Annotated in this window: 21 protein-coding genes and 2 pseudogenes; 16 read left to right on the forward strand and 7 right to left on the reverse strand. The window is 59.6% G+C overall.

Going from position 1 to position 19,949, the window contains the following annotated elements; all coding sequences use genetic code 11:
* Positions 1-116 (forward strand): annotated as a pseudogene (locus I2G20_RS06135) (IS630 family transposase); the annotation flags it as partial.
* 24 nt (positions 117-140) lie between these two features.
* Positions 141-713: pseudogene (locus I2G20_RS06140) on the forward strand (SDR family NAD(P)-dependent oxidoreductase); the annotation flags it as partial.
* A gap of 248 nt (positions 714-961) precedes the next feature.
* Here I2G20_RS06140 and I2G20_RS06145 read toward each other — a convergent pair.
* Genes I2G20_RS06145 through I2G20_RS06155 form a run of 3 tightly spaced genes read right to left on the reverse strand, consistent with a single transcriptional unit; the run spans position 962 to position 2,396 of the window.
* The gene (locus I2G20_RS06145; RefSeq protein WP_196258824.1) at positions 962-1,540 is read right to left on the reverse strand and encodes a dihydrofolate reductase family protein; all 579 of its coding nucleotides are present in this window, start codon (positions 1,538-1,540) and stop codon (positions 962-964) included.
* The gene (locus I2G20_RS06150; protein ID WP_196258825.1) at positions 1,540-2,055 is read right to left on the reverse strand and encodes an SRPBCC family protein; all 516 of its coding nucleotides are present in this window, start codon (positions 2,053-2,055) and stop codon (positions 1,540-1,542) included. Before I2G20_RS06150 ends, I2G20_RS06145 begins: the two co-directional genes overlap by 1 nt.
* Positions 2,055-2,396 carry an ArsR/SmtB family transcription factor gene (locus tag I2G20_RS06155; protein WP_196258826.1) on the reverse strand — a complete coding sequence of 114 codons (342 nt, stop codon included), beginning with the start codon at positions 2,394-2,396 and terminating at the stop codon, positions 2,055-2,057. Before I2G20_RS06155 ends, I2G20_RS06150 begins: the two co-directional genes overlap by 1 nt.
* A gap of 195 nt (positions 2,397-2,591) precedes the next feature.
* Between I2G20_RS06155 and I2G20_RS06160 the strand changes: the two genes are divergently transcribed.
* On the forward strand, positions 2,592-2,963 hold the full coding sequence (locus tag I2G20_RS06160; protein WP_196258827.1) for a VOC family protein: 372 nt from the start codon (positions 2,592-2,594) through the stop codon (positions 2,961-2,963).
* A gap of 259 nt (positions 2,964-3,222) precedes the next feature.
* Here I2G20_RS06160 and I2G20_RS06165 read toward each other — a convergent pair whose 3' ends face one another.
* Genes I2G20_RS06165 through I2G20_RS06175 form a run of 3 tightly spaced genes read right to left on the reverse strand, consistent with a single transcriptional unit; the run spans position 3,223 to position 5,768 of the window.
* Positions 3,223-4,140 (reverse strand): DUF6282 family protein, encoded by a 918-nt coding sequence (locus tag I2G20_RS06165; RefSeq protein WP_196258828.1) that lies wholly within the window; start codon positions 4,138-4,140, stop codon positions 3,223-3,225.
* Between the two features lie 28 nt (positions 4,141-4,168).
* A complete protein-coding gene (locus tag I2G20_RS06170; RefSeq protein WP_196258829.1) occupies positions 4,169-5,065 on the reverse strand; it encodes a cupin domain-containing protein in 897 nt (298 codons plus the stop codon).
* 31 nt (positions 5,066-5,096) lie between these two features.
* Positions 5,097-5,768, reverse strand: a complete 672-nt coding sequence (locus tag I2G20_RS06175) for an HpcH/HpaI aldolase family protein (protein WP_343070312.1) — start codon at positions 5,766-5,768, stop codon at positions 5,097-5,099.
* Positions 5,769-6,030: 262 nt separating this feature from the next.
* On the opposite strand from I2G20_RS06175, the gene I2G20_RS06180 reads away from it, so the two are divergent.
* The 10 genes from I2G20_RS06180 (at position 6,031) to I2G20_RS06225 (ending at position 16,091) form a co-directional block, all read left to right on the forward strand.
* Positions 6,031-6,771 carry an SDR family NAD(P)-dependent oxidoreductase gene (locus I2G20_RS06180; RefSeq protein ID WP_196258831.1) on the forward strand — a complete coding sequence of 247 codons (741 nt, stop codon included), beginning with the start codon at positions 6,031-6,033 and terminating at the stop codon, positions 6,769-6,771.
* 5 nt (positions 6,772-6,776) lie between these two features.
* Positions 6,777-8,141 carry an MmgE/PrpD family protein gene (locus I2G20_RS06185; protein ID WP_196258832.1) on the forward strand — a complete coding sequence of 455 codons (1,365 nt, stop codon included), beginning with the start codon at positions 6,777-6,779 and terminating at the stop codon, positions 8,139-8,141.
* A gap of 14 nt (positions 8,142-8,155) precedes the next feature.
* Positions 8,156-8,536 carry a carboxymuconolactone decarboxylase family protein gene (locus tag I2G20_RS06190; RefSeq protein ID WP_196258833.1) on the forward strand — a complete coding sequence of 127 codons (381 nt, stop codon included), beginning with the start codon at positions 8,156-8,158 and terminating at the stop codon, positions 8,534-8,536.
* Between the two features lie 23 nt (positions 8,537-8,559).
* Positions 8,560-9,369, forward strand: a complete 810-nt coding sequence (locus I2G20_RS06195; RefSeq protein WP_196258834.1) for an N-acyl homoserine lactonase family protein — start codon at positions 8,560-8,562, stop codon at positions 9,367-9,369.
* Positions 9,370-9,399: 30 nt separating this feature from the next.
* Positions 9,400-10,293 (forward strand): NAD(P)-dependent oxidoreductase, encoded by an 894-nt coding sequence (locus I2G20_RS06200; protein WP_196258835.1) that lies wholly within the window; start codon positions 9,400-9,402, stop codon positions 10,291-10,293.
* Between the two features lie 91 nt (positions 10,294-10,384).
* Entirely contained in the window at positions 10,385-12,340 is a 1,956-nt protein-coding gene (locus I2G20_RS06205) for a flavin-containing monooxygenase (RefSeq protein WP_196258836.1), read from the forward strand.
* Entirely contained in the window at positions 12,333-12,728 is a 396-nt protein-coding gene (locus tag I2G20_RS06210) for a lipocalin-like domain-containing protein (protein WP_196258837.1), read from the forward strand. Before I2G20_RS06205 ends, I2G20_RS06210 begins: the two co-directional genes overlap by 8 nt.
* 74 nt (positions 12,729-12,802) lie before the next feature.
* Positions 12,803-13,615, forward strand: a complete 813-nt coding sequence (locus I2G20_RS06215) for a helix-turn-helix domain-containing protein (protein WP_196258838.1) — start codon at positions 12,803-12,805, stop codon at positions 13,613-13,615.
* 23 nt (positions 13,616-13,638) lie between these two features.
* Positions 13,639-15,117, forward strand: a complete 1,479-nt coding sequence (locus I2G20_RS06220) for an NAD-dependent succinate-semialdehyde dehydrogenase (protein ID WP_196258839.1) — start codon at positions 13,639-13,641, stop codon at positions 15,115-15,117.
* Positions 15,117-16,091, forward strand: a complete 975-nt coding sequence (locus I2G20_RS06225) for an aldo/keto reductase (RefSeq protein ID WP_196258840.1) — start codon at positions 15,117-15,119, stop codon at positions 16,089-16,091. Before I2G20_RS06220 ends, I2G20_RS06225 begins: the two co-directional genes overlap by 1 nt.
* On the opposite strand, the gene I2G20_RS06230 is transcribed toward I2G20_RS06225, so the two are convergent.
* Positions 16,088-16,879: an amidohydrolase family protein gene (locus I2G20_RS06230; protein WP_196258841.1), complete on the reverse strand. Its 792-nt coding sequence runs from the start codon at positions 16,877-16,879 to the stop codon at positions 16,088-16,090. The two genes, I2G20_RS06225 and I2G20_RS06230, sit on opposite strands and share 4 nt — an antisense overlap.
* Positions 16,880-17,043: 164 nt before the next feature.
* Between I2G20_RS06230 and I2G20_RS06235 the strand changes: the two genes are divergently transcribed.
* Genes I2G20_RS06235 through I2G20_RS06245 form a run of 3 tightly spaced genes read left to right on the forward strand, consistent with a single transcriptional unit; the run spans position 17,044 to position 19,784 of the window.
* Positions 17,044-18,036, forward strand: a complete 993-nt coding sequence (locus tag I2G20_RS06235; protein ID WP_196258842.1) for an alpha/beta hydrolase — start codon at positions 17,044-17,046, stop codon at positions 18,034-18,036.
* Positions 18,037-18,048: 12 nt separating this feature from the next.
* Entirely contained in the window at positions 18,049-18,981 is a 933-nt protein-coding gene (locus I2G20_RS06240; RefSeq protein WP_196258843.1) for a DUF6282 family protein, read from the forward strand.
* The gene (locus I2G20_RS06245) at positions 18,978-19,784 is read left to right on the forward strand and encodes an amidohydrolase family protein (protein WP_196258844.1); all 807 of its coding nucleotides are present in this window, start codon (positions 18,978-18,980) and stop codon (positions 19,782-19,784) included. Before I2G20_RS06240 ends, I2G20_RS06245 begins: the two co-directional genes overlap by 4 nt.
* Positions 19,785-19,949: the final 165 nt, after the last annotated feature.

Raw genomic sequence — 19,949 nt, forward strand, 5'->3', positions numbered from 1 at the left:
AAGCAGCAGAGCGAACCGTTGATGCGCTCTGGAACAGAATTGGCAAACTGGTCCAAACCTTCACGCCCAAAGAGTGCGCCAACTACTTCGCAGCCGCTGGATACGATGCAGACTGATAGGATTCCGCTCTAGGAGCCAATGCTCACGGCCTTGTCGCCGATGCCGGCAATACTGACGACCTGGCGCAGGTGATCTCTGCGGTGCAGCAGAAGCACGAGCGTATCGACGCGCTTGTTTTCAACGCCGGCACGATGGAACCAGCAGCGCTTGGCAGCCTCACCGAAGCTAGGTTCGGTCGCCAAGTGGCGGTCAATGTGCGTGGGCCAGTCTTTGGCCTGCAAGCGGCATTGCCCCTTCTCGCGCCCGGCCGTTCCGTTGTTCTCATCGGCTCCGTTGCAGCCATGTCTGCATCACCAAATTTCGGCACCTATGGTGCCACGAAAGCAGCGCTGCGGGCCTATGCGCGGACATGGACTGCGGAGTTGGCACCTCGCGGCATTCGAGTGAATGTCGTAAGCCCCGGACCGACTGACACGGAAATGTTTGCCTCCGTGCCAGAGGAGGCGCGTGCTGCTATTACCTCACAGATACCCATGGGTCGGATGGGACGACCCGAAGAAGTCGCTGCTGCGGTAGTCTTTCTTCTCAGCGGCCAAGCCTCGTTCATTGCCGGGGTGGAGCTCTTCGTCGATGGCGGCGCGGTTCAAGTGTAACAGCAGGAACGCCCCGGGATGTCCGCTCTTGATGAGCCCTGATCAGGAGCGGACCATCAGCAACCCACCCCAATGGCCCGGTCGGCTTCCGACCCTCAAGTCGGACGTTCAACTCGAATCGCGCGTGCCCCGAAACCTGCCATTCAACGGCCATCCGGCCTTCGGCTTGAAGGGGCCCCACGCCGGCCTCGCCCAAGCTTGCCTGAAACCGACCTTCGGTCGCTGATGCCTGATTCAAGGTCGCGGGCTCACCCGCCCCGTCTCGGCTCGTAGCGCAGCGCGACAGCGCCTGAGCTGAGTTCCTTCCGGTCGACGAGCTTCAACTCGGCATACTTGGACAGTCCGGCGAACAAGGTGGGCCCATGACCGGCAATTCTGGGCTGCATCACGAATTCGTACTCATCGATCAGGCCCAGTTCCGCCAGTGCCAACGGGAGCCGCACACCGCCCGTGAGAAGCGCCTTGCCCGGTTGCTGTTTTAGCGCATGGACGGCCTCACCCAGATCTCCACGCACCAACTCCGTGTTCCACTCGACCCGGTCGAGCGTGCTCGAAACGACGTACTTCTTCATCGCGTCGATGGTACGGGCGAAAGGCTCTGTCCAGTCAGGCGGCGTCGAAGTTCGCGTTGCCAGACGCCAAGCCCCTTCCATCATTCCGTAGGTGACGCGACCTAAGAGCAGAGCGTCGGCGCGGCCGAGGCTCTCAGTGGCGTGGCGATGCGTTGCACGCAGTTGCTCCTGCTGCAGCGCCTCGTCCGACGGGATGGCGTTATGGTGGACGCATCCGTCGAGCGTTACGTTGATGGAATAAAGGAGAGGTCGCATTACGGTTTTTGCTCCTTTGTCGATCGTGCCGCGACAGCTCGGTCGAAGCGTTGCAACTGGCTGGTGAACCCGATAACTGCACCGCGTGTCATTTCGGGGTCCGGGTGACGATCGGACGTCAGGACCATCCGAACTTGCCCGGCCTCAGCGTGAAACTCGACCATCATGTCGTAAGGATACGGCTCGACGCCGGGGACGAAGTCCATGTCGAAGCGAATGCGCAGCTTACGGTGGCGCTCAATTTCCAGAAACCGACCGCTTACCCACACCGACAGCGGCCTCTCGAGGCTCGCCAGATATGCGACCTGCTCGGCACCCACCGCGGTCATCACGTGATCGAAGGCGCCGCCAACCCGCAGATCAAGGGTCAATACCTCGAAGCGCATTCCCTCGGGTGCGAACCACTCCTCGAGCCCTTCCTTGGTGGTCCACAGCGCCCAAACGTCCTCGATCGGCGCGTCGTAGACCCGTTCGAACCTGATCGTATCCACGCCCGGCTCGCTGGCTTGCGTCATCACTTCTTTCCCCCGGGTTGCCGCATGCCCTGCCGTCGCGCTAGGGCGGCGTCGAAGCGATCGAGCCTACCCTCCCAAAGCTTGCTATAGCTGCGAACCCAGTCGTCGATCGCCTGGAACGGCTCGGGTCGAAGCGAATAAAGGCGCCGCGCCCCATCAGGTCTCATCGTGACGAAACCAGCCTCGCCGAGGATCCGCAGGTGCCGTGAAACGCCGGACTGGTCGATATCAACGGCACGAACCAGGTCACCAACGGCCTGTTCGCCACCTGCCAGCGCCTCAACGATACGAAACCGCGATGGGTCGGCCAATATCTGGAACACATTTTGTTGCATAGCCATGTATATGTATATTTATGCATATTATGTGTCAAGCTTTGTGAGCCGACACCTCAACGAGGTATGCGCTACAGTTCATGCTTTGGGACGATCAGCGTTGGTGTCCGCCCCCGGGAGCGTCTGCCGTTGGTTCGCCAAATGTTGACGTCATTCAACGCGGGAACCAAGATATCGTTGCTGTAGTGCAGAGTTGAGGCGATGGCAGGAACTCTCAAGGAAATCGTTATCGACTGCCGCAATGCGGCTCCACTGGCAAGATTCTGGGCTGACCTCCTGGATGGGTATGCTGTGCGCGCCTACGATGACGGGGAGCTTGCACGCCTTGCTTCGCTCGGGCTCACGCCAGAAACCGATCCAGTGGTAATGGTTGACGGCCCCGGACCGACCTTATGTTTTCATGAAATCGAGCGCGGGAGGGCGCAAGGGCGCCTTCATCTCGACCTACGGGTCCAAGATCGCCGTGCCGAGCGTGATCGCCTTATCGAGCGGGGCGCTTCCATGGTGAGAGAGGCCGAAGGGTACACGGTGATGGCCGACCCGGAAGGAAATCATTTCTGTTTGGTTGAGTGATTGCGTCTGCTTCCACCACTCCACCGCAAAAAATGAACGGCTGGTTCCCACTCCATCGCGGTCGACCTGCGGAATTTACATCACCTTCGCAACGGCGCGACACGGGCCGTTACCGGACTGTTCGGTTGCTGCGCAGAAGCGGAGAAATTCGACGTCCTGGTGATCAGAGAAGCGGCGGGCCGGTATCACAATCAGCCGCAGCCTCGAAGCAAAAGTGGGTTCAATACCGCGCAACGCCTTGCAACAATCTAAAGTGCCGTTAGGCCGCTCGCAGATTCAGCAGACTTGAGCCGTTAAGTGAAATCATAATGGAAATATCCGACGCCGATATGCCAAGGTCCAGCAATATGTCAACGATAATGCGGTACCCTTCCACCGGACGGGGAAGCCCTTCCAATCCGAGATCGGACCCGAACAGGGTATTTTGTACACCGGCTACAGCAATCAGGTGCACGAGCATTTCGGGAGGGAATTTCTGCGCCCGTCCGGGAATAAACTGGCAGATCGAGTGCTCCATCTTGCCGCCCAGTTCCACGAGCGTCCGGATGTCGTCATCGGTACAGCCGATAAGATAAGTGGGATGGTTCACCAACATATGGCGTACGCCGCGCCGCCCTCCTTCCGCAAACAATGCGATCAGTTCATGCGCACTTAAATGTCCGCCCGCCAGAATTGCGTCGGCAGACGCAATCAGGTCCAGCACTCTGAGCGTATCGTCCGTCAGCCGGCCATTTGCATCGAAAACGGAAAGAGGTACGGGTTTGAGCGAACCGCTCACGGTGGGGAAGGTTTTGGCCTCGCTCGCCAGTTTCTCGATATGGTTGGCCGCAGAGAGAGTCGGCATCCAGACAATTTTCGCGCCCAGTTTCAGCGCGTGATCGACCGCATGGGGGTTGATCCCGCCTGCGGCATTGTTGAGCGCAATGCCGGAAAACATGTGCGTGGCCGCATCGGGGAAGAGTTTGTTTAAAATAATCGCGTGCGGCGTCCCCAGATAATAATGGTCCTTGGTCACCACGGCTTGAAAACCGGCCGCGGCAGCATCGATCAATTGATCATGGTGATCGAGAATGCGCGGCATGACAGCCGGACCGCTGTGACAGTGAAGATCGACCGCGCCGACCAGCAATCCGGAGATCAACTGTTCACGTGCAGACCCCGTCACTGCGTGGTCCATCGGGTCCGGCTCGTAAGGTCTTGGAGTGTCACGGGTCTTGGGGTTCTGGGTAGTCGTCAGCGTTCAACACCCATCCCGGCTGGCGCAAGAAATCGCGCCGGGGTGGGCAGAACACATCTATCATGAAATTTGTCGCAAGCCCAACCGCTTCGGAAGTGTGGACGACCTGGGCTGGAATAACCATGACTGACGGGGCATCGCAGATCGCGTGCTCATCGTCACGCCAGAGATCGGCATTGTTGCCCCACGGCCAGCGCATGTGGTGAATATATGAACCTTCGAGGACGAGCGAGCATTGCTGGAAGTCGACATGGCTGTGGGGGGACATCGCGCTGCGATCCCGCGGTCCCGTGCGCGGATAAATATAGTTCACCATGAAATTGGTGCTGGTCAGAATGCGGCCGAAGCGGCCTTTTTCGGGGGGCACGTCCATTGAATAGCAGCGCGGCTTCCAGCCGCCATTGGGCTCTGGCCACGGGACAAGCGCTGGAACGTTGGGATCGTTATCATAGCCGGGGGGACAGGTGGCCACCAAGTCGTCGGACGCCGTTGTGAAGAATTGCACAATTGTGCCATCTCTCTCCATTGAAATCCGGCTCTCGCCCGGCGGAACGAAGGTTACGGAATGGCCTTCCAGAATTGACGTCTCGCCGTTCCAGAGAAGTCTCGCCCGGCTTGCCGGGTCGGGCAGCAGCACCATGAATTCGTCCGGTTGCACCGCGCGCGCGAACACCGCACCGGCTTTCGCCTCACTATAGGCCACAACGAAATTCTGGCCGCGCGTGTACCAGGTTTTCAAGGCTTCGGAGGTGGTGTGGCTCTCCTCCTCATAGAACCGCGCGCAGTTTGCAGCCGATTGCAACGGGGCAGGCGCCTCGGTTTCGCTAGAGTTCAGCCTGCTGCGGGGATCGGATGCAACATACATGCAATTGGTCCTTGTCGGTCGTTAGAAAATTTCAGGCCAGCGCTTCAATGGCAGCCCTGCGCAAGAAGGCCAGATCGGAACCAACCAGATAGGCGGAGCCACCAAGATCGGTCATGGCATTTCGGTCGGCGGGGTTCTCGGCAACAAAAAGCATTGGCTTGCCGGCGCGGCGCGTACCTTCCGCCACATTTTTGACGGCAGCCCAGACGTTGGGTGTGTTGCTCGACAGTTCACCCATAGCGGCCGAGAGATCGCCCCGGCCGACAAATATTGCATCGATGCCCTCGACAGAGGCGATCGCCTCGGCCCGATCGATGGCGCCGACATCCTCGATCATTGCTATGCAGAGCGTTTGGGCGTCTTGGCTGGCGATGTGGTTCCCGACATCGGCTGAGCCATATCCGCCGGCGCGACCCGTTCGCGAAAAACCTCTTTTGCCGTTCCGATACCGGCACGCTGCGGCGATCCGTGTCGCGATTTCAACGTTTTCGACATGGGGGACCATTACCCCGGCGGCGCCGCAATCGAGCATATTGAGAATATTGGCCGGAGAGGGATCGCCCACACGGACCAGCGCACTCATTCCCACTGCACGGCAGGCCAGAATGACGCTGTCGATGGCCAGGCGATCGAATGGCGCGTGTTCCTGATCGACGACGATAAAATCGAACCCGACCGAACCCATGACTTCTGTCGAATGCACTGTGGGGATCTTTATGAAGGTTCCACGCAACGCCTCACCGTCTCTTATACGCCTTGCAAAACCTATCGCCTCTTGGCCAAGGGTGTTCATCGAGTCTGGTCCTTCAGGATTTCCATAGGATCGAATCTAGCCTGCCAATTCGGCGTTGAGCACTTCCGAGTTTGCCCGTTTCACATGATGAAACCAGCACATGAAGGCATCGACTCCGGATGCCCCGAACGCTCTTTAACGAGGATGAAATTCAAAATCAGGGAGAGCGGGTTTGGGCAGGCTTAGCGGGAAGCGCGCATTCATAACAGGTGCAGGTGGCGGCATCGGCGCGGCAATAGCGCGGCGTTTTGCCGATGAAGGCGCAGATGTCGGGCTCGCCGATATCAATGCGGACCTGCTCCGCGAGACTGCCGGGACCATTGCCGACGCACAGTCATTCGTCGTCGACGTCTGCGACCGCGCCGCGCTTGCCAATGCTGTCAATACCTTTGCGACCGACGGACTTGATATCTTTGTCAACAACGCGGTGGCGTTCTTTTATGCGCCCTTGACCGAGATGCCCGAAGACGCTGTTGACCGGATGCTCAATGTCGGCATCAAAGGGACGTTCTGGGGCACGAGCGCAGCGACGCCCCATCTCATTGCCCGCGGTGGGGGCACGATCATCAATCTTTCCTCGATCGCTGTTTCATTTGCCATCAAAAACGCGGCTGTCTACACCTCGGTCAAGGGTGCAATCGATGCGTTCACGCGCCAGCAGGCGGTGGAGCTTGGCGGGCACGACATAAGGGTCAATGCGCTCGCGCCCGGCACTGTGTCCACGCCCGGCGCACGCTCGGTCATCGAAGAGGAAGGCTGGGAAAAACGCCGCTTGCTGTCTCCCATGGGGCGGCTCATCGAAGACACCGAGGTCGCCGATGCCGCGGTGTTTCTGGCTTCCGACGCTGCCGCCACCATCACGGGGGTTACACTCAAGATCGATGCCGGTCTTACGATCGCCGGACCGAGATGACGCCGATGCCTTTTCTTGCGCGCACTTTGGCGGCCCAGGCAATGGCAGTCAGCGCCGGTTCAATACCCCGTCCGGTTCTCGAAAAGGCAAGGTTGTGCCTCTTTGACTATTTCTCGAGCGCATATGAGGCGCGCACTCTGCCCTGGAGTCAGCAGGCGATAGCGCGTCTGATGCCGGGCGCAGAGGGAGCGGCAGCGATTGCTCTGGGATCCAATGTCGCCCCGGCGGATGCCGCTTTTGCAAATGCTGTGGCGGCACACGGGCTGGTCCGCGAAGACATGCACACCGCCTCGGTCTCCCATTTGGGCATTGTGGTTTGGCCCGCGCTCCTGGCCGATCTTGCGCAACCGGGACGGGTGGCAAGCGGCCGCGATTTGCTGGCCGCAGCGATTGTCGGCTATCAGGCCGGCGCAAGGCTGGGCCAAAGCCTCATGACAGCCGAATTGTCCCGGCTGTTTCGCCCGACGGGACTGATTGGTCCCTTTGCAGCCGTCACGGCCATCGCCCATCTTCGCGGCCTGACGGTGGAACAAACAGCGTCGGCGATGGCTCTGGCCATAAATTGCTCGGCTGGTCTCAACCAATGGCCGACCAGCGGCGGCAGCGACATGTATTTTCATGCAGGTTTTGCCGCGCGCAACGCCCTGTTGTGCGCCGATCTCGCGGAGGCAGGCGCCTTTGGTTCGCCCGATGTCATCGAAGGGGAAGCGGGCTTGTTCGCAGCCTTTGCGCGGCGCCCGCTCACCGGCGAGATTTCGCTTTTCCCCAATGATTTTTTTGAGATCTGCTCGGTTTTTCACAAGCCGGCCCCGGCCTGCAACTTCGCGCAGACCCCAAGTCAGGCAGCTCTTGAGGCAAGGCTTGCACTCGGCGCACCAAGCAACACCATCACCGCAGTGCGCGTCGGCGTTACCCGCGCCGCGATGCTCTATCCCGGCTGTGATTCGACCGGCCCCTTTGCGAACCTGCTTCAGGCGAAGATGAGCATTCAGTTCGGCGTTGCCGCAGCGCTGGCGCGCGGGGTGATCGAAAGCGAGAACTATGCCGATCTTGACGATGGCGAAATCGCCCGCCTAATCGCGGTGACCACGCTCGTCGAGAATCCGGACTATTCGGCAGCCTTTCCGGCGCGCCAGCCCGCCTCGGTCAGCATCACCTGCGCCGATGGCAGAATTGTTGATGCCGTTCGCGAAGATATCGTTCCTGCCAACGAGCAGATGGTCATCGACCGCTTCCTCATCTCGACGCAATCGGCGCTGGGCGACCAGGGCGGGACCGATCTTTATGACTTTGTCCGCCTCATCGCGGATGCAGACGATGCCCTCCCCCTCAATGCGCTGCAAATGCCGCGCGTCCAACTTGTCGACTGAAAGGACTTTCTGCCATGGACCAAAAGACATTCGATATCGGGCTTGAAATTCGCAAATCGGTGCTAGGCGCCGAGTTTGTCGAGCAGTCGCTGGCCACTGCCGATGATTTCAACCGGCCGATGCAGGAACTGACGACCGAATATTGCTGGGGGGCCGTGTGGGGACGCGACACGCTCGACCGGCGCACGCGCAGCATGCTCAACCTCGCCATGATCAGCGCGCTAAACCGTCCGCACGAGTTGCGGATGCACATCAAGGGCGCGCTGCGCAATGACGTCACCAAGGAGGAAATCCGCGAGGTCTTCCTGCAGGTCGCCATCTATTGCGGCATTCCCGCAGGCGTCGATTCCTTCCGCATCGCGCGTGACGTTTTCAGCGAGAACAGCGGCGCCTGACCGGCGCTGCGCAGGAGTGAGCGATGAGCAACGACATCTATGAAGCCTATGCCATCGCCTATGCCCGGCATGAGCGTGGCGCCGCCGAAAATTTCATCGGCGGCGACCCCCATAACGGGCCGATGCCGCTCAACTACTATGTTTGGGTCCTGCGAAACAGCGAGCGGACGCTCGTCATCGATACCGGCTTTGATGAGCGCGGCGCGGGACTGAGAGGGCGGACGATCACGCGCCCCGTCCGCGAGGGCCTTGCCGCGCTCGGGGTCGATCCCGGGGCAGTCACCGACGTCGTTATCACCCACATGCATTATGACCATGCCGGCAATGACGGGCTGTTCCCCAATGCGTGCTTTCATTTGCAGGACAGCGAGATGTCCTTTGCCACTGGGCGGTGCATGTGCCACCCGGGGATGAATCATCCTTACGAGATCGAGGATGTCGTCTCGATGGTCCGGCGGGTTTTTGCCGGTCGCGTCCGCTTTTACGATGGCGACAGCACGCTCTTTCCGGGCATCGATCTTCATCATATCGGCGGCCATGCCCGCGGGTTGCAGGCGCTGAGCGTCAATACACGCCGTGGACCAGTCATCATCGCATCCGACACCGCACACCATTATGCCCATTTGCGCGAGCGGCGGGTCTTCCCGACGGTCGATAGCGTGGCCGATGTCCATGCCGGATACGACCGGCTTTTGAGCCTCGCACCCGACATTTCCCACATCATTCCCGGCCATGACCCGCTTGTCGCGGACCTCTACCCCGCATTCAGCGCCGGTACGACGGACTGGATTGTCCGTCTCGACGCCGATCCCCAATCACTGCCGGCGCTCTGATCCGGCGACATGTCGATCTAGGAGTTATCGATGAGTTCTCTCAACCTTGGTTTCGTTGGTCTCGGACGCATGGGTGGCCCGATGACAAAACGCCTGCTCGATGCGGGCCATGATGTCACCGTGTTCGATACCAGCTCGGCTGCCCTCGATGCTGCAGCATCCCACGGGGCCAAAATTGCCAGTTCGCCGAGTGACGTCGGCGACAGGGCGGATATTGTGCTCGTTAGCCTGCCGACACCTGACATTGTCTACAAAGTCGTCGCCGGAAACGATGGCGTGGCCGATGGCAAACAGGTCCGCGCCGTCGTCGATCTCTCGACCACTGGTCCTAGCATGGCGGCCCGCATTGGCGGGGAGCTGGCCAGACGCAATCTGCGCTGGATGGACGCCCCGATCAGCGGCGGCATTGCGGGCGCGACCAATGGTACACTGGCAGTGATGGTGTCCGGTGACGAGTTGACGTTCACCGAAATCGAAGCCGTACTAACAGTCTTCGGGCGCCTCTTTTATGTCGGCGAAAAATCCGGTCTTGCCCAGGTTGCCAAGCTGGCCAACAATCTGCTGGCCGCGGCGGCAATGGTGGTTTCATCAGAAGCCATGGTGATGGGCACCAAGGCCGGAATCCGTCCCGATGTTCTGCTTGACATCATAAACGCGGGCAGCGGGCGCAACAGTGCCACCCAGGACAAATTTCCCCGTTCGGTGCTGCCGGGCACCTTCGATTTCGGATTTGCCACCGGGCTCTCCTACAAGGATGTCCGGCTCTGTATCGACGAGGCCGAGGCCATGGGCGTGCCCATGGTCGCGGGTGCAGTTATCCGCCAGATGCTTGCCGTCACCAATGCGCGCTTTGGCCCCGATTCCGACTTCACCTCCATCTGTCGCGTCGTAGAGGACTGGGCGGGGGTCGAAGTTCGCGCCTGACGAGCATTTCAACAGATGAAACGCTGGCAAATCAGGAGAGCCATCCCGGTGTCGCCAGCCTAGAACTCATAACACTACAAACAGGATGACTATGGGCGACATGAATAGGGATGGCGGATTGCCGGGCCGACGCAGCCGCGACGAGATCAAGGCGGCACTCAGGGACGCCGATATTTCCATATTGCTGATGGTTGCGGTACAACTTTCGGGCGATATCGAATTGCTCGACCGTTACGTACCATTCCTGGGCAAGCCCGGCGAATTTACGCACACCCTGCCCCCTGCAATGGTCGAGGAATTGCTCGAAAAGCTGACAGCCGAGCTCGAAAAAGATCGTAGAAAGCGCGAGGCAACCGCACCGGAAAAATTGCGCCGGATGATGAGCACCTTTGTCGGCGAGGACATTTCCGACCTCTATATGCCCCTCCTGATGGAAGATCTCGGCTTCAAGGCGCCCGAGCAGCCCCTGCCCGCAGCGGTCGCCGCCCAGCCGAACCGCGCCGCAGAATTTTCGGTATTGGTTGTGGGTGCCGGTGCTTCGGGCGTATGCGCAGGCATCGCGCTCAAAAAGGCCGGTATCTTTTTCGAGATCGTGGAGCGAAATGACGACATAGGCGGCGTCTGGCACGAGAACACCTATCCCGGATGCGGCGTGGACAGCGCCAACCACCTCTATTGCTACTCATTTGAGCTCAACAACAACTGGTCGCGCTATTACGTCAAACAGCCCGAGCTGCGGTCCTATCTCCGCGATTGCGCCGAGCGGTACGGCCTTATCGGCCACGTAAAATTCAATCAGACCGTCACCGCCATGCGGTACGATTCCAAAACTGCGCTCTGGCATGTGTCGATCACTCAACCGGATGGGTCAACCCGGCATGTGACCGCCAACGCCGTGATCAGCGCGGTGGGTCAGCTCAACCGGCCCGCCTATCCAAAACTCAAGGGCATGGAAAGCTTCGCAGGCGCGGCCATGCACACGGCGCGCTGGCGCCACGATCTCGACCTTGCCGGCAAATCGGTCGCCATGATCGGCACCGGCGCAAGTGGTATGCAGGTGGGGCCCGCGATTGCCGATACGGTCGGCAAGCTCACGATCTTCCAGCGGTCGGCGCCCTGGGTCCTGCCCCGGCACAATTACCACAACACCGTCAGCGAAAATGTCAAATGGGTCCTCGCCAATGTGCCCCATTATGCGCGATGGTACCGGTTCCTGCTGTTCTGGGCATATGGCGACGGCGTCTACCCGCTCCTCAAGATCGACCGGTCATGGACCGGCAAGACTTCGATTTCGGCGCGCAATGACGAGATCCGGGAAGCCTGGACGCAATATGTGAAGGCCGAGATGGGAGACCTGCCCGAGCTTTATGCCAAGGTGCTCCCCGATTACCCCCCTTACGGAAAGCGGTCGCTTCGCGACAATGACTGGTACCAGACGCTGCGTCGCGACAATGTCGAACTGGTCACCACGCCAATTGCCGAAATCGTCCCAGACGGCGTTCTCGACAGGGACGGCAGGCATCACCCTGTCGATGTCGTCGTGTATGCGACGGGGTTCGAGGCCAGCCGCATGCTCTATCCTATAGAGGTCACGGGGCGTAATGGGGTCAGGTTGCGGGACCTTTGGGGCGACGATGACCCTCGTGCCTATCTCGGCATCACAGTTCCAGACTTCCCCAATCTCTTTCTCACCTATGGGCCGAACACCAACCTGGCGCATGGCGGCAGCATTATTTTCCAGATCGAATGCCAGGTGAACTACATCATGGCCAGCTTGGCCCTGTTGTTCGAAAGCGGCGCGGATGCGCTCGACTGCACGCACGAAGCCCATGACGACTACAACCGTCTGGCGGAAGAAACGCTTGCCGAGATGGTGTGGTCGTTCGAGGGCGTCACCAACTGGTACAAGAACGCAAAAGGGCGCGTCACGACGAACTCGCCATGGTCCATGGTCGACTATTGGCACATGACCCGCCGCCCGGACCCCAAGGCGTACACTTTCATCATGCGTTCGGATGTTTCAGAAGCGGAGCAGAAATTTGCCTAGTCTCGTTGGCGTATGGCGCCTTGTCGATATTACCAACAAGGATGCCGATGGGCGCGTTCTGCCTTCATCCTATGGTCCTCTGAAAATGGGTCTGATTACCTTCACCGAGCAAAACCGCATGATGGTCGTCATCTGTGATGGCCGCGAGCATCTGGGTGACGGCGAGACCCAGCGCGAATACACGTCCTATGCAGGAAACTACAAATTCGACGGCACGACGCTCGTTACGCGAGTCGACTGTTCGACGCCCACCATTCCGAACCGGATTGGCACCGACCAGGTGCGCCCTGCACGATTCGAGGGCAATTGCGTCATTCTCACCGCGCCGCCCGTCGAGATCGATGGTATCGTTCAGTACCGGGATTTAACCTGGGAGAAGATTGCCTGAAATTCCTGCGCATTTGATTTGCAATCACCCGGGCCGATGCGTCACAGTCCGCTTGTGTTTCCGGGGAGGAAAACATGACATCCTATAGGCCGGTTGTTTCAGTGATGCGTTCGTTCGAGGTGCTTGAGGCGCTCAATCGGCAGCGCTATTCGACCGTGGACCATCTTTATCGCCTGACCGGCCTGCCCAAATCCACAATCGTGCGGCTGCTCGAAACGCTTATCGAGGCCGGCTATGTGGTCAGGGACGATACGGGAAAGGGCTACCAGGTCGCGTCACAGGTCAATGCGCTCAGTTGCGGCTTTCACGGCGCACCCCAGGTTGTGGAGGCCGGGCGCGCTTGGGCACAGGAACTGACCCGGATGTTCAACTGGCCGGCAGCCATTGCCGTGCTTGACCGCAATGCGGTTCAGGTTTGCTACACCACCAGTGGAGAAAGTCCTGTCGCACCCTATCATGCGCTCATCTACAAAAGGCTTGGTCTCGTCAGCAAGGCGCTGGGTCGCGCCTATTTCGCGTTCTGCCCTGCCGGAGAACGGCGCCTGATCCATAGACTCCTGTTGACGACGTCCCATCCGGACAACGACCAGATGGGGGCGCCCGACGCCATCGAACAGATCATGCGGGCAACCCGTAAGCAGCAATTTGCCGAGCGCCAAAGTTGCCTCAAATCTGATACATCGGCCAGTATAGCCGTGCCGATCTATCAGCAGGCAACCAACCGCGTGCTCGGGACGATAGGGCTTACATATTATGCCAGCGCCGTGAAGCGCAGCGAGATCATGGACAAGCTGGTGCCAAATCTCATGGTTGCGGCGGAAGCGGTCAGCGACAATGTCGCTCGCATGCAGACCGCGATCCAATCGGCCCGGACGGTCGTGCATTAGCGTCCACAACGAACGGAAACATAATGACCAAACCGGTACTCAGTGATCCTCGCCTGTTCGAGGAGCGGGCCTTCTTTGCAGGTCAATGGCAAAACGCCGCCAGCGGCGATCATATCGAGGTCACCGATCCAGGTGATGGAAAAGTCTTTGCTGGTGTCCCTAGCCTCGATCGGGCAGAGATACAAACCGCAATTGCGCTGGCCGCGAAGGCCCAGCCTGTCTGGGCGCGGAGGACCGCAAAAGAGCGCGCGGGAATCTTGCGCCGCTGGCATGACCTCATCATAGAACATCTCGATGACCTCGCGCTGATCCTCACTCATGAGCAGGGCAAACCGCTTGCCGAGGCCCGCAGCGAGATCGCCAGCAACGCCGCCTATCTCGACTGGTTCGGCGAAGAAGCAAAACGGATCGATGGCGACATCATTCCATCGTCCGCGCCCAACCAGCGCATTTTGGTGCTCAAGCAGCCGGTTGGGGTGGTCGGGGCGATCACCCCCTGGAACTTTCCCAATGGCATGATCACGCGCAAAGCAGGCCCGGCGCTTGCAGCGGGCTGCACCATGATCCTCAAACCTGCCTCCCAGACGCCACTGTCGGCGCTAGCGCTTGCCGTCCTTGCTGAGCGCGCAGGCGTGCCACCGGGCGTATTTTCCGTCATCACCGGTTCGGCCCGGATGATCGGAGAAACTTTCTGCTCCGACCCTAGGATCGCCAAGATCACCTTTACCGGCTCGACCGAGGTGGGGCGCTGGCTGATGCGCAATGCCGCGGACGGAATCAAGCGACTGTCGCTGGAACTGGGTGGAAATGCTCCCTTCATCGTATTTGCCGATGCCGATATCGATGCAGCCGTGGATGGGGCCATGGCTGCCAAATTCCGAAATGCGGGACAGACATGCGTGTGCGCCAACCGCATCTATGTCCAGAGCACCGTCGCGCAAGCATTCACGAACAAGCTGACAGAACGGGTCAGCCGGTTGCGACTTGGCATGGGCACTGGCAAAGACGTCGATCTCGGACCGCTCATCGACAGGGACGCTATAGCCAAGATTGAGGACCATATAGCCGATGCCGTCGGCAAAGGTGCGCAATTGCACGTTGGGGGGCATCGCTCGAAACTTGGCGGGACCTTTTTCGAGCCGACCGTCCTCTCGGGTGTCACGCAGGACATGCGCGTCGCCCATGAGGAAACCTTCGCCCCCCTCGCCCCGGTCATCACGTTCGATACAGAAGCCCAGGCCATAGAGATGGCCAATGACAGTGAGTTGGGGCTGGCGGGCTATTTCTATTCGCGCGACCATTCGCGTATTTGGCGGGTCGCCGAGGCACTTGAGCTGGGAATGGTCGGGGTTAATTGCGGCGTGATCGGCAATGAAATGGCGCCGTTTGGCGGAATAAAGCAATCGGGCCTCGGGCGCGAGGGATCGCGCTACGGCATCGATGAGTTCCTCAATCTGAAATATGTCTGCCTTGGCGGGCTAGAACCGGTGGAGCACACATAATGCAATATGGACGCCTTGGGAGCACAGGCCTCGAGATCGCGCGGTTATGCGTTGGCTGCATGAGCTTTGGGGAATCCGGCCGCGGCGAGCATGACTGGACGCTCGATGAGGACAGCAGCCGGGTCATCATCCGCCGCGCACTGGAAGCCGGGCTTAATTTCTTCGACACCGCCAACATGTATTCGGACGGAACCAGCGAGGAATTTCTCGGACGCGCGTTAAAGGATTTCGCCAGGCGCGAAGAGGTGGTTATCGCCACCAAGGTCGGCATAAGGATGCGCCCCGGCCCCAACGGGTCCGGCCTCTCGCGCCGGCACATATTCGAGCAGATCAATGCAAGCCTCAAACGGCTCGGCACCGATCATGTCGACCTCTACCAGATCCACCGCTGGGATCCCGACACGCCCATTGAGGAAACGCTGGAAGCGCTGAACGATGTCGTGCGCATGGGCAAGGCGCGCTATATCGGCGCCTCCTCAATGTATGCCTGGCAATTTGCCAAGGCCCTGTTCACCCAGCAAAAGCACGGCTGGGCGCCCTTTGTGTCCATGCAGAATCATTTCAACCTTCTTTACCGGGAAGAAGAGCGCGAGATGCTCCCCCTCTGCCGTGACCAGAAGATCGGCCTCCTCCCCTGGAGCCCTCTGGCCCGCGGCAAGCTTGCCCGTCCACACGGACAATCAACAGGGCGCGCCCAGACCGATGTCGTGACAGCCCGGCTTTATGCGCACGAGACCGCGGCAGACCTGGCTGTGATTGATGCAGTGGGCGCCATCGCCGGGCGGTACGGGGTGTCACGCGCCGAAGTCGCGCTTGCCTGGGTGCGCCAGACAGACCCTGTCAGCGCACCGATCATCGGTGTCACATCCGCAGCGCAACTGGACACCGCCGTTTCATCGCTCGACCTGCAGTTGAGCGCAGATGACATGTCAGCGCTAGAAGCGGACTATCGCGTAAAACCATTTCTACTCTAGAAGTAGAAATCCAGCGCCGTTAGTGCGGCAACGCGCCGGCGCATGTCACCATCTTCGACCCAGTCGAGATAAGCGAGCGTGTCGCGATAGGTGACATTACCCATATACCCCACAAACGGCCAATCGCTGCCCCACATCAGGCGGTCCCACCCTCCGGCGGCCACAAGGGCTCTAGCGGCGGCTTTGGCGTTTTGCGGATTTCTGTAACGGAAGGCCCCGGAAAGCTTGACCCATGTACGCCCCCGATCGATAGCATCGAGGATGGCGCGAAAACCCGGATCGTCGATCCCGGCCTGGGTGTCGATCATGCCCATATGGTCCACCACCACCCGGACGCCCGAGGCTTCCAGCGCCGCTATGGTCGCTCCGATGCGGTCAGGGCGGTCGGTGAGGTGCACATGCCATCCATGGTCCGCACAACGGCGCAGCAACCGCCGGTTGGCGTCAGAGATCAAATCCGCCACGTGACCATCACCATGCCAAAGCAGGCGAATACCCAGAAAACCCTCCCTGCTCATCTGCTCAAAGGCGTGGGCATCGGCATCGGGCGGCAAGTTCGCAGTGGCGCGCAAACGCGGAAAGCGCTTGAGCGCGTGCCGGAAATCGTCATTGAAATATCCGTATATGCTCGCGGTGCTCAGAACCCCATAGGAGATCCCATACGCCACAAAGCATGCCATCAGATCCTCGACCGGGGCCTCCTCGCCGTTTGGCCACCATTTATCCTCAAGCATGGGCGTGTTGCGGTCGAAGATGTGGACATGGGTGTCCACAATGAGATCAGGCATGACAGTATCCGTTCCGGAAGCAGCTGGAGTATAGGCCGGCGCCATCGTCCGGTACACAACTCGGGCGAGAATGGATTTCACTGCTTGAAACGAGATGGGTTTTGCATTCGCATGCCGGGGGTGCCGGCCCTAGGGTTGGAAAAAGTTCGGGAGCGAGAATACATATGGACGTCATAAGACGTGATTTTACCGTTCGCACAGTCGATGGCGTCACAATCGCGGTGCGCGAGGTGCGACCAGTTGGGCACGCTAACCGCACCCCGATGATTCTCATGCATGGCACGCGTATCCCTGGCATTAGCGAATATGACCTTCCGGTGGCCAATGGCTCGCTCGCTGCCGACCTCGCGGCCGCCGGCCATATCTGCTACATCGTCGATGCGCGCGGATTTGGCGGCTCTCAACGCCCCGACGCCATGGCTCTACCGCCCCAGCCCAGCGCTCCGCTTGTGCGCTGCATGGAAATCATGCGCGATATCGATGCCGCCGCCGACCATCTGCGCGCCGCCAGTCAAAGCGAGAAAGTGGGACTGTTCGGCTGGGGCGTCGGCGGAACTTGCGTGGCGATGTATGCTGCATTGTATCCCGAAAAGGCCAGCCATCTCGTTCTTTATTGCATGGTCTATGGGGCAACAGCCGATCACCCTTTGATTAATATCGGGTCGCCCTGGGACGATCCGGAAAATTCGGGGCGGTTCAACCAGAAAGTCTACGGCAACTACACATTCAACGGCATAGAGATGCTGGAAACACATTGGGACGAGCAAATCCCGATCGACGACAAGGTGGCATGGCGCGACCCGGAAATGGTGGTGGCGTTCCGCAACGCCCTTCTCGATGGCGACCCCACGGCCCGCACGCGGACACCGCCCACCTATCGCAGCCCAAACGGCATGCTCGAAGACCTCTACCTCATGGGCGCCAAAGGCCAGAAGCTGTTTCACGCCAGCCAGATCTACTGCCCGGTTTTCATCGTTAATCCCGAATATGATTCTCTTTGCCGTGATACCGATATGGCTGTCTTCTGCGAGGACCTTTATCACAGTCCGGAAGTCATTCACTGGCGGGCAGCAAACTCCACCCACTACCTGCTGCTCGACCGCCCCGAACGCGGGCGGAGCGAATTGCTCGTCCGCCTCGATGGCTTCCTGAACTAAAAGGCAAATTCAATGGCTTCCGAAAAATCCCCCGAAATCACCGATGCGCTGATCGACTCCCTGATGGAAGGGGCAATCGACCTTCATTGCCACAGCGGGCCATCAATCATGGAGCGCAAGCTTGACCATATCGAGGCTGCCCGCGAGGCAGAAGCTGCGGGCATGCGCGCTTTGATGTTCAAGGATCACTATTATTCCTCGACGCCCGTGGTTCAATTGCTCAAGCGCCAGGAGTTTGCCTCAAGTTCGCTTTCGCTTTTGTCCGGCGTCGTACTGAACAACGCCACGGGTGGCCTAAACCCGTACGCGGTCGAGCATGACCTGATGCTAGGTGGGCAATTGATCTGGATGCCGACAATTTCGGCCGCCAACCATATCCGCCATGTCCATCGCTCCGGCGCGCTCAAGCCACCCCGCCCCATGAAGCGTCACAAAGGGCTCGAGGTGACCGATGCGCTGGGCAATCTGTTCGACGAGGTCAAGGAAATCCTCGACATAATTGCCGAATATGACGGTGTCCTCTCTGCCGGACACCTCCATATCAGCGAGATCTGGGTGCTGTTTGCGGAAGCTCAAAAACGCGGCGTTGGCCGGTTGCTCGTCAACCATCCGGGCCTCTTCATCGATGCGAGCCTTGCCGACATGCGCGAGCTTGCCGGAATGGGCGTGTTCATGGAACAGTGCGCCTGCATGGTCATCGACTGCCCGAGCCGCCATTTCGATCCCGACGAACTCAAATCCTTCATCGACGCGGCGACGGTCGGCCAGACAATATTGGGTTCGGACCTTGGACAAATGAAAAATCCCCGTCCGGTCGAAGGCTATCGTGCCGTCATCCGGTTGTGCCTCGAACTCGGCTATAACGAGCAGGACGTCCGCGCTATGGTTTCGGGCAATGCAACCCGTTTGCTCGGGCTTGACACAAATGGCAGCGCAACCTCATGACACCCCATACCGGGCCGCTGGTTGACTCCCATTTTCACGTTTACACGCGGGACATGCCGCTGCTCGGCAGCGCATGGCACAGACCCGGGCACGACGCCACGATCGAGATGTGTTTGGAAACGCTCGACGCGCACGGCGTTGTCTTTGGCGTCATTTCCGCCGCGAGCCTTTACGGGACCTACAATGATTATGTGCGCAAGGCCCTGAAGGCCCATTCACGGCTGCGCGCCACCGCGATCATTGATACGGCATGGGACATCTACCAACTCGAAAGGATGCGCGATGACGGTTTTGTCGGCCTGCGCCTTCTCTGGCGGCCGCTTGCCGAAATCCCCGACATCAATTCCGACGCCTACAGGCGTCTTTTGCGCCGCTGCGCGGATCTGGGCTGGCACATCCATCTGACCGACAAGCCCGAACGCCTTGATGCCACGGTGCGCGCCATCGAGGACGCCGGCGTCAATGTCGTTCTGGACCATATCGGTCTGATCGATACCGCTCAGGGTGTCAACGATCCGGCATTTCGCGCGATCCTTGCGGCGATTGACCGGGGCCGCACCTGGGTCAAGCTTTCTGGGGGCTACAGGTTCACGACGCAGGGATTGGCCGATTCCTGTGCTGCCGCGCTTGTCAATGCCGGCGGTTGGGATAGGCTGGTCTGGGCGAGCGATTGGCCATTTGCCGCCTTCGAGGAGAAGGTGACCTATGCCGATACAATTGCCGATCTTTCGCGCTGGGTGCCGAACCCGGATATGCGCCATGCCGTCGGCGCACGAACCCCGCTCAAGCTTTATTTCACCTAAGAACCGCTGTTCTGACTGAACTGATACGGCGGCTCAGAATTCCTCACATGCCATTTTCAAACCGGACCAACGGGTCCGAGTTGTTCCGGAAAGACTCTTGCCGCCGGAGCGGTTCACATACCCCGCATCCTGCATTTCACACTTTGAAATGTCGTGTGGAATAAG

The organism is Pelagibacterium limicola, assembly GCF_015694405.1.
Classification (GTDB): domain Bacteria; phylum Pseudomonadota; class Alphaproteobacteria; order Rhizobiales; family Devosiaceae; genus Pelagibacterium; species Pelagibacterium limicola.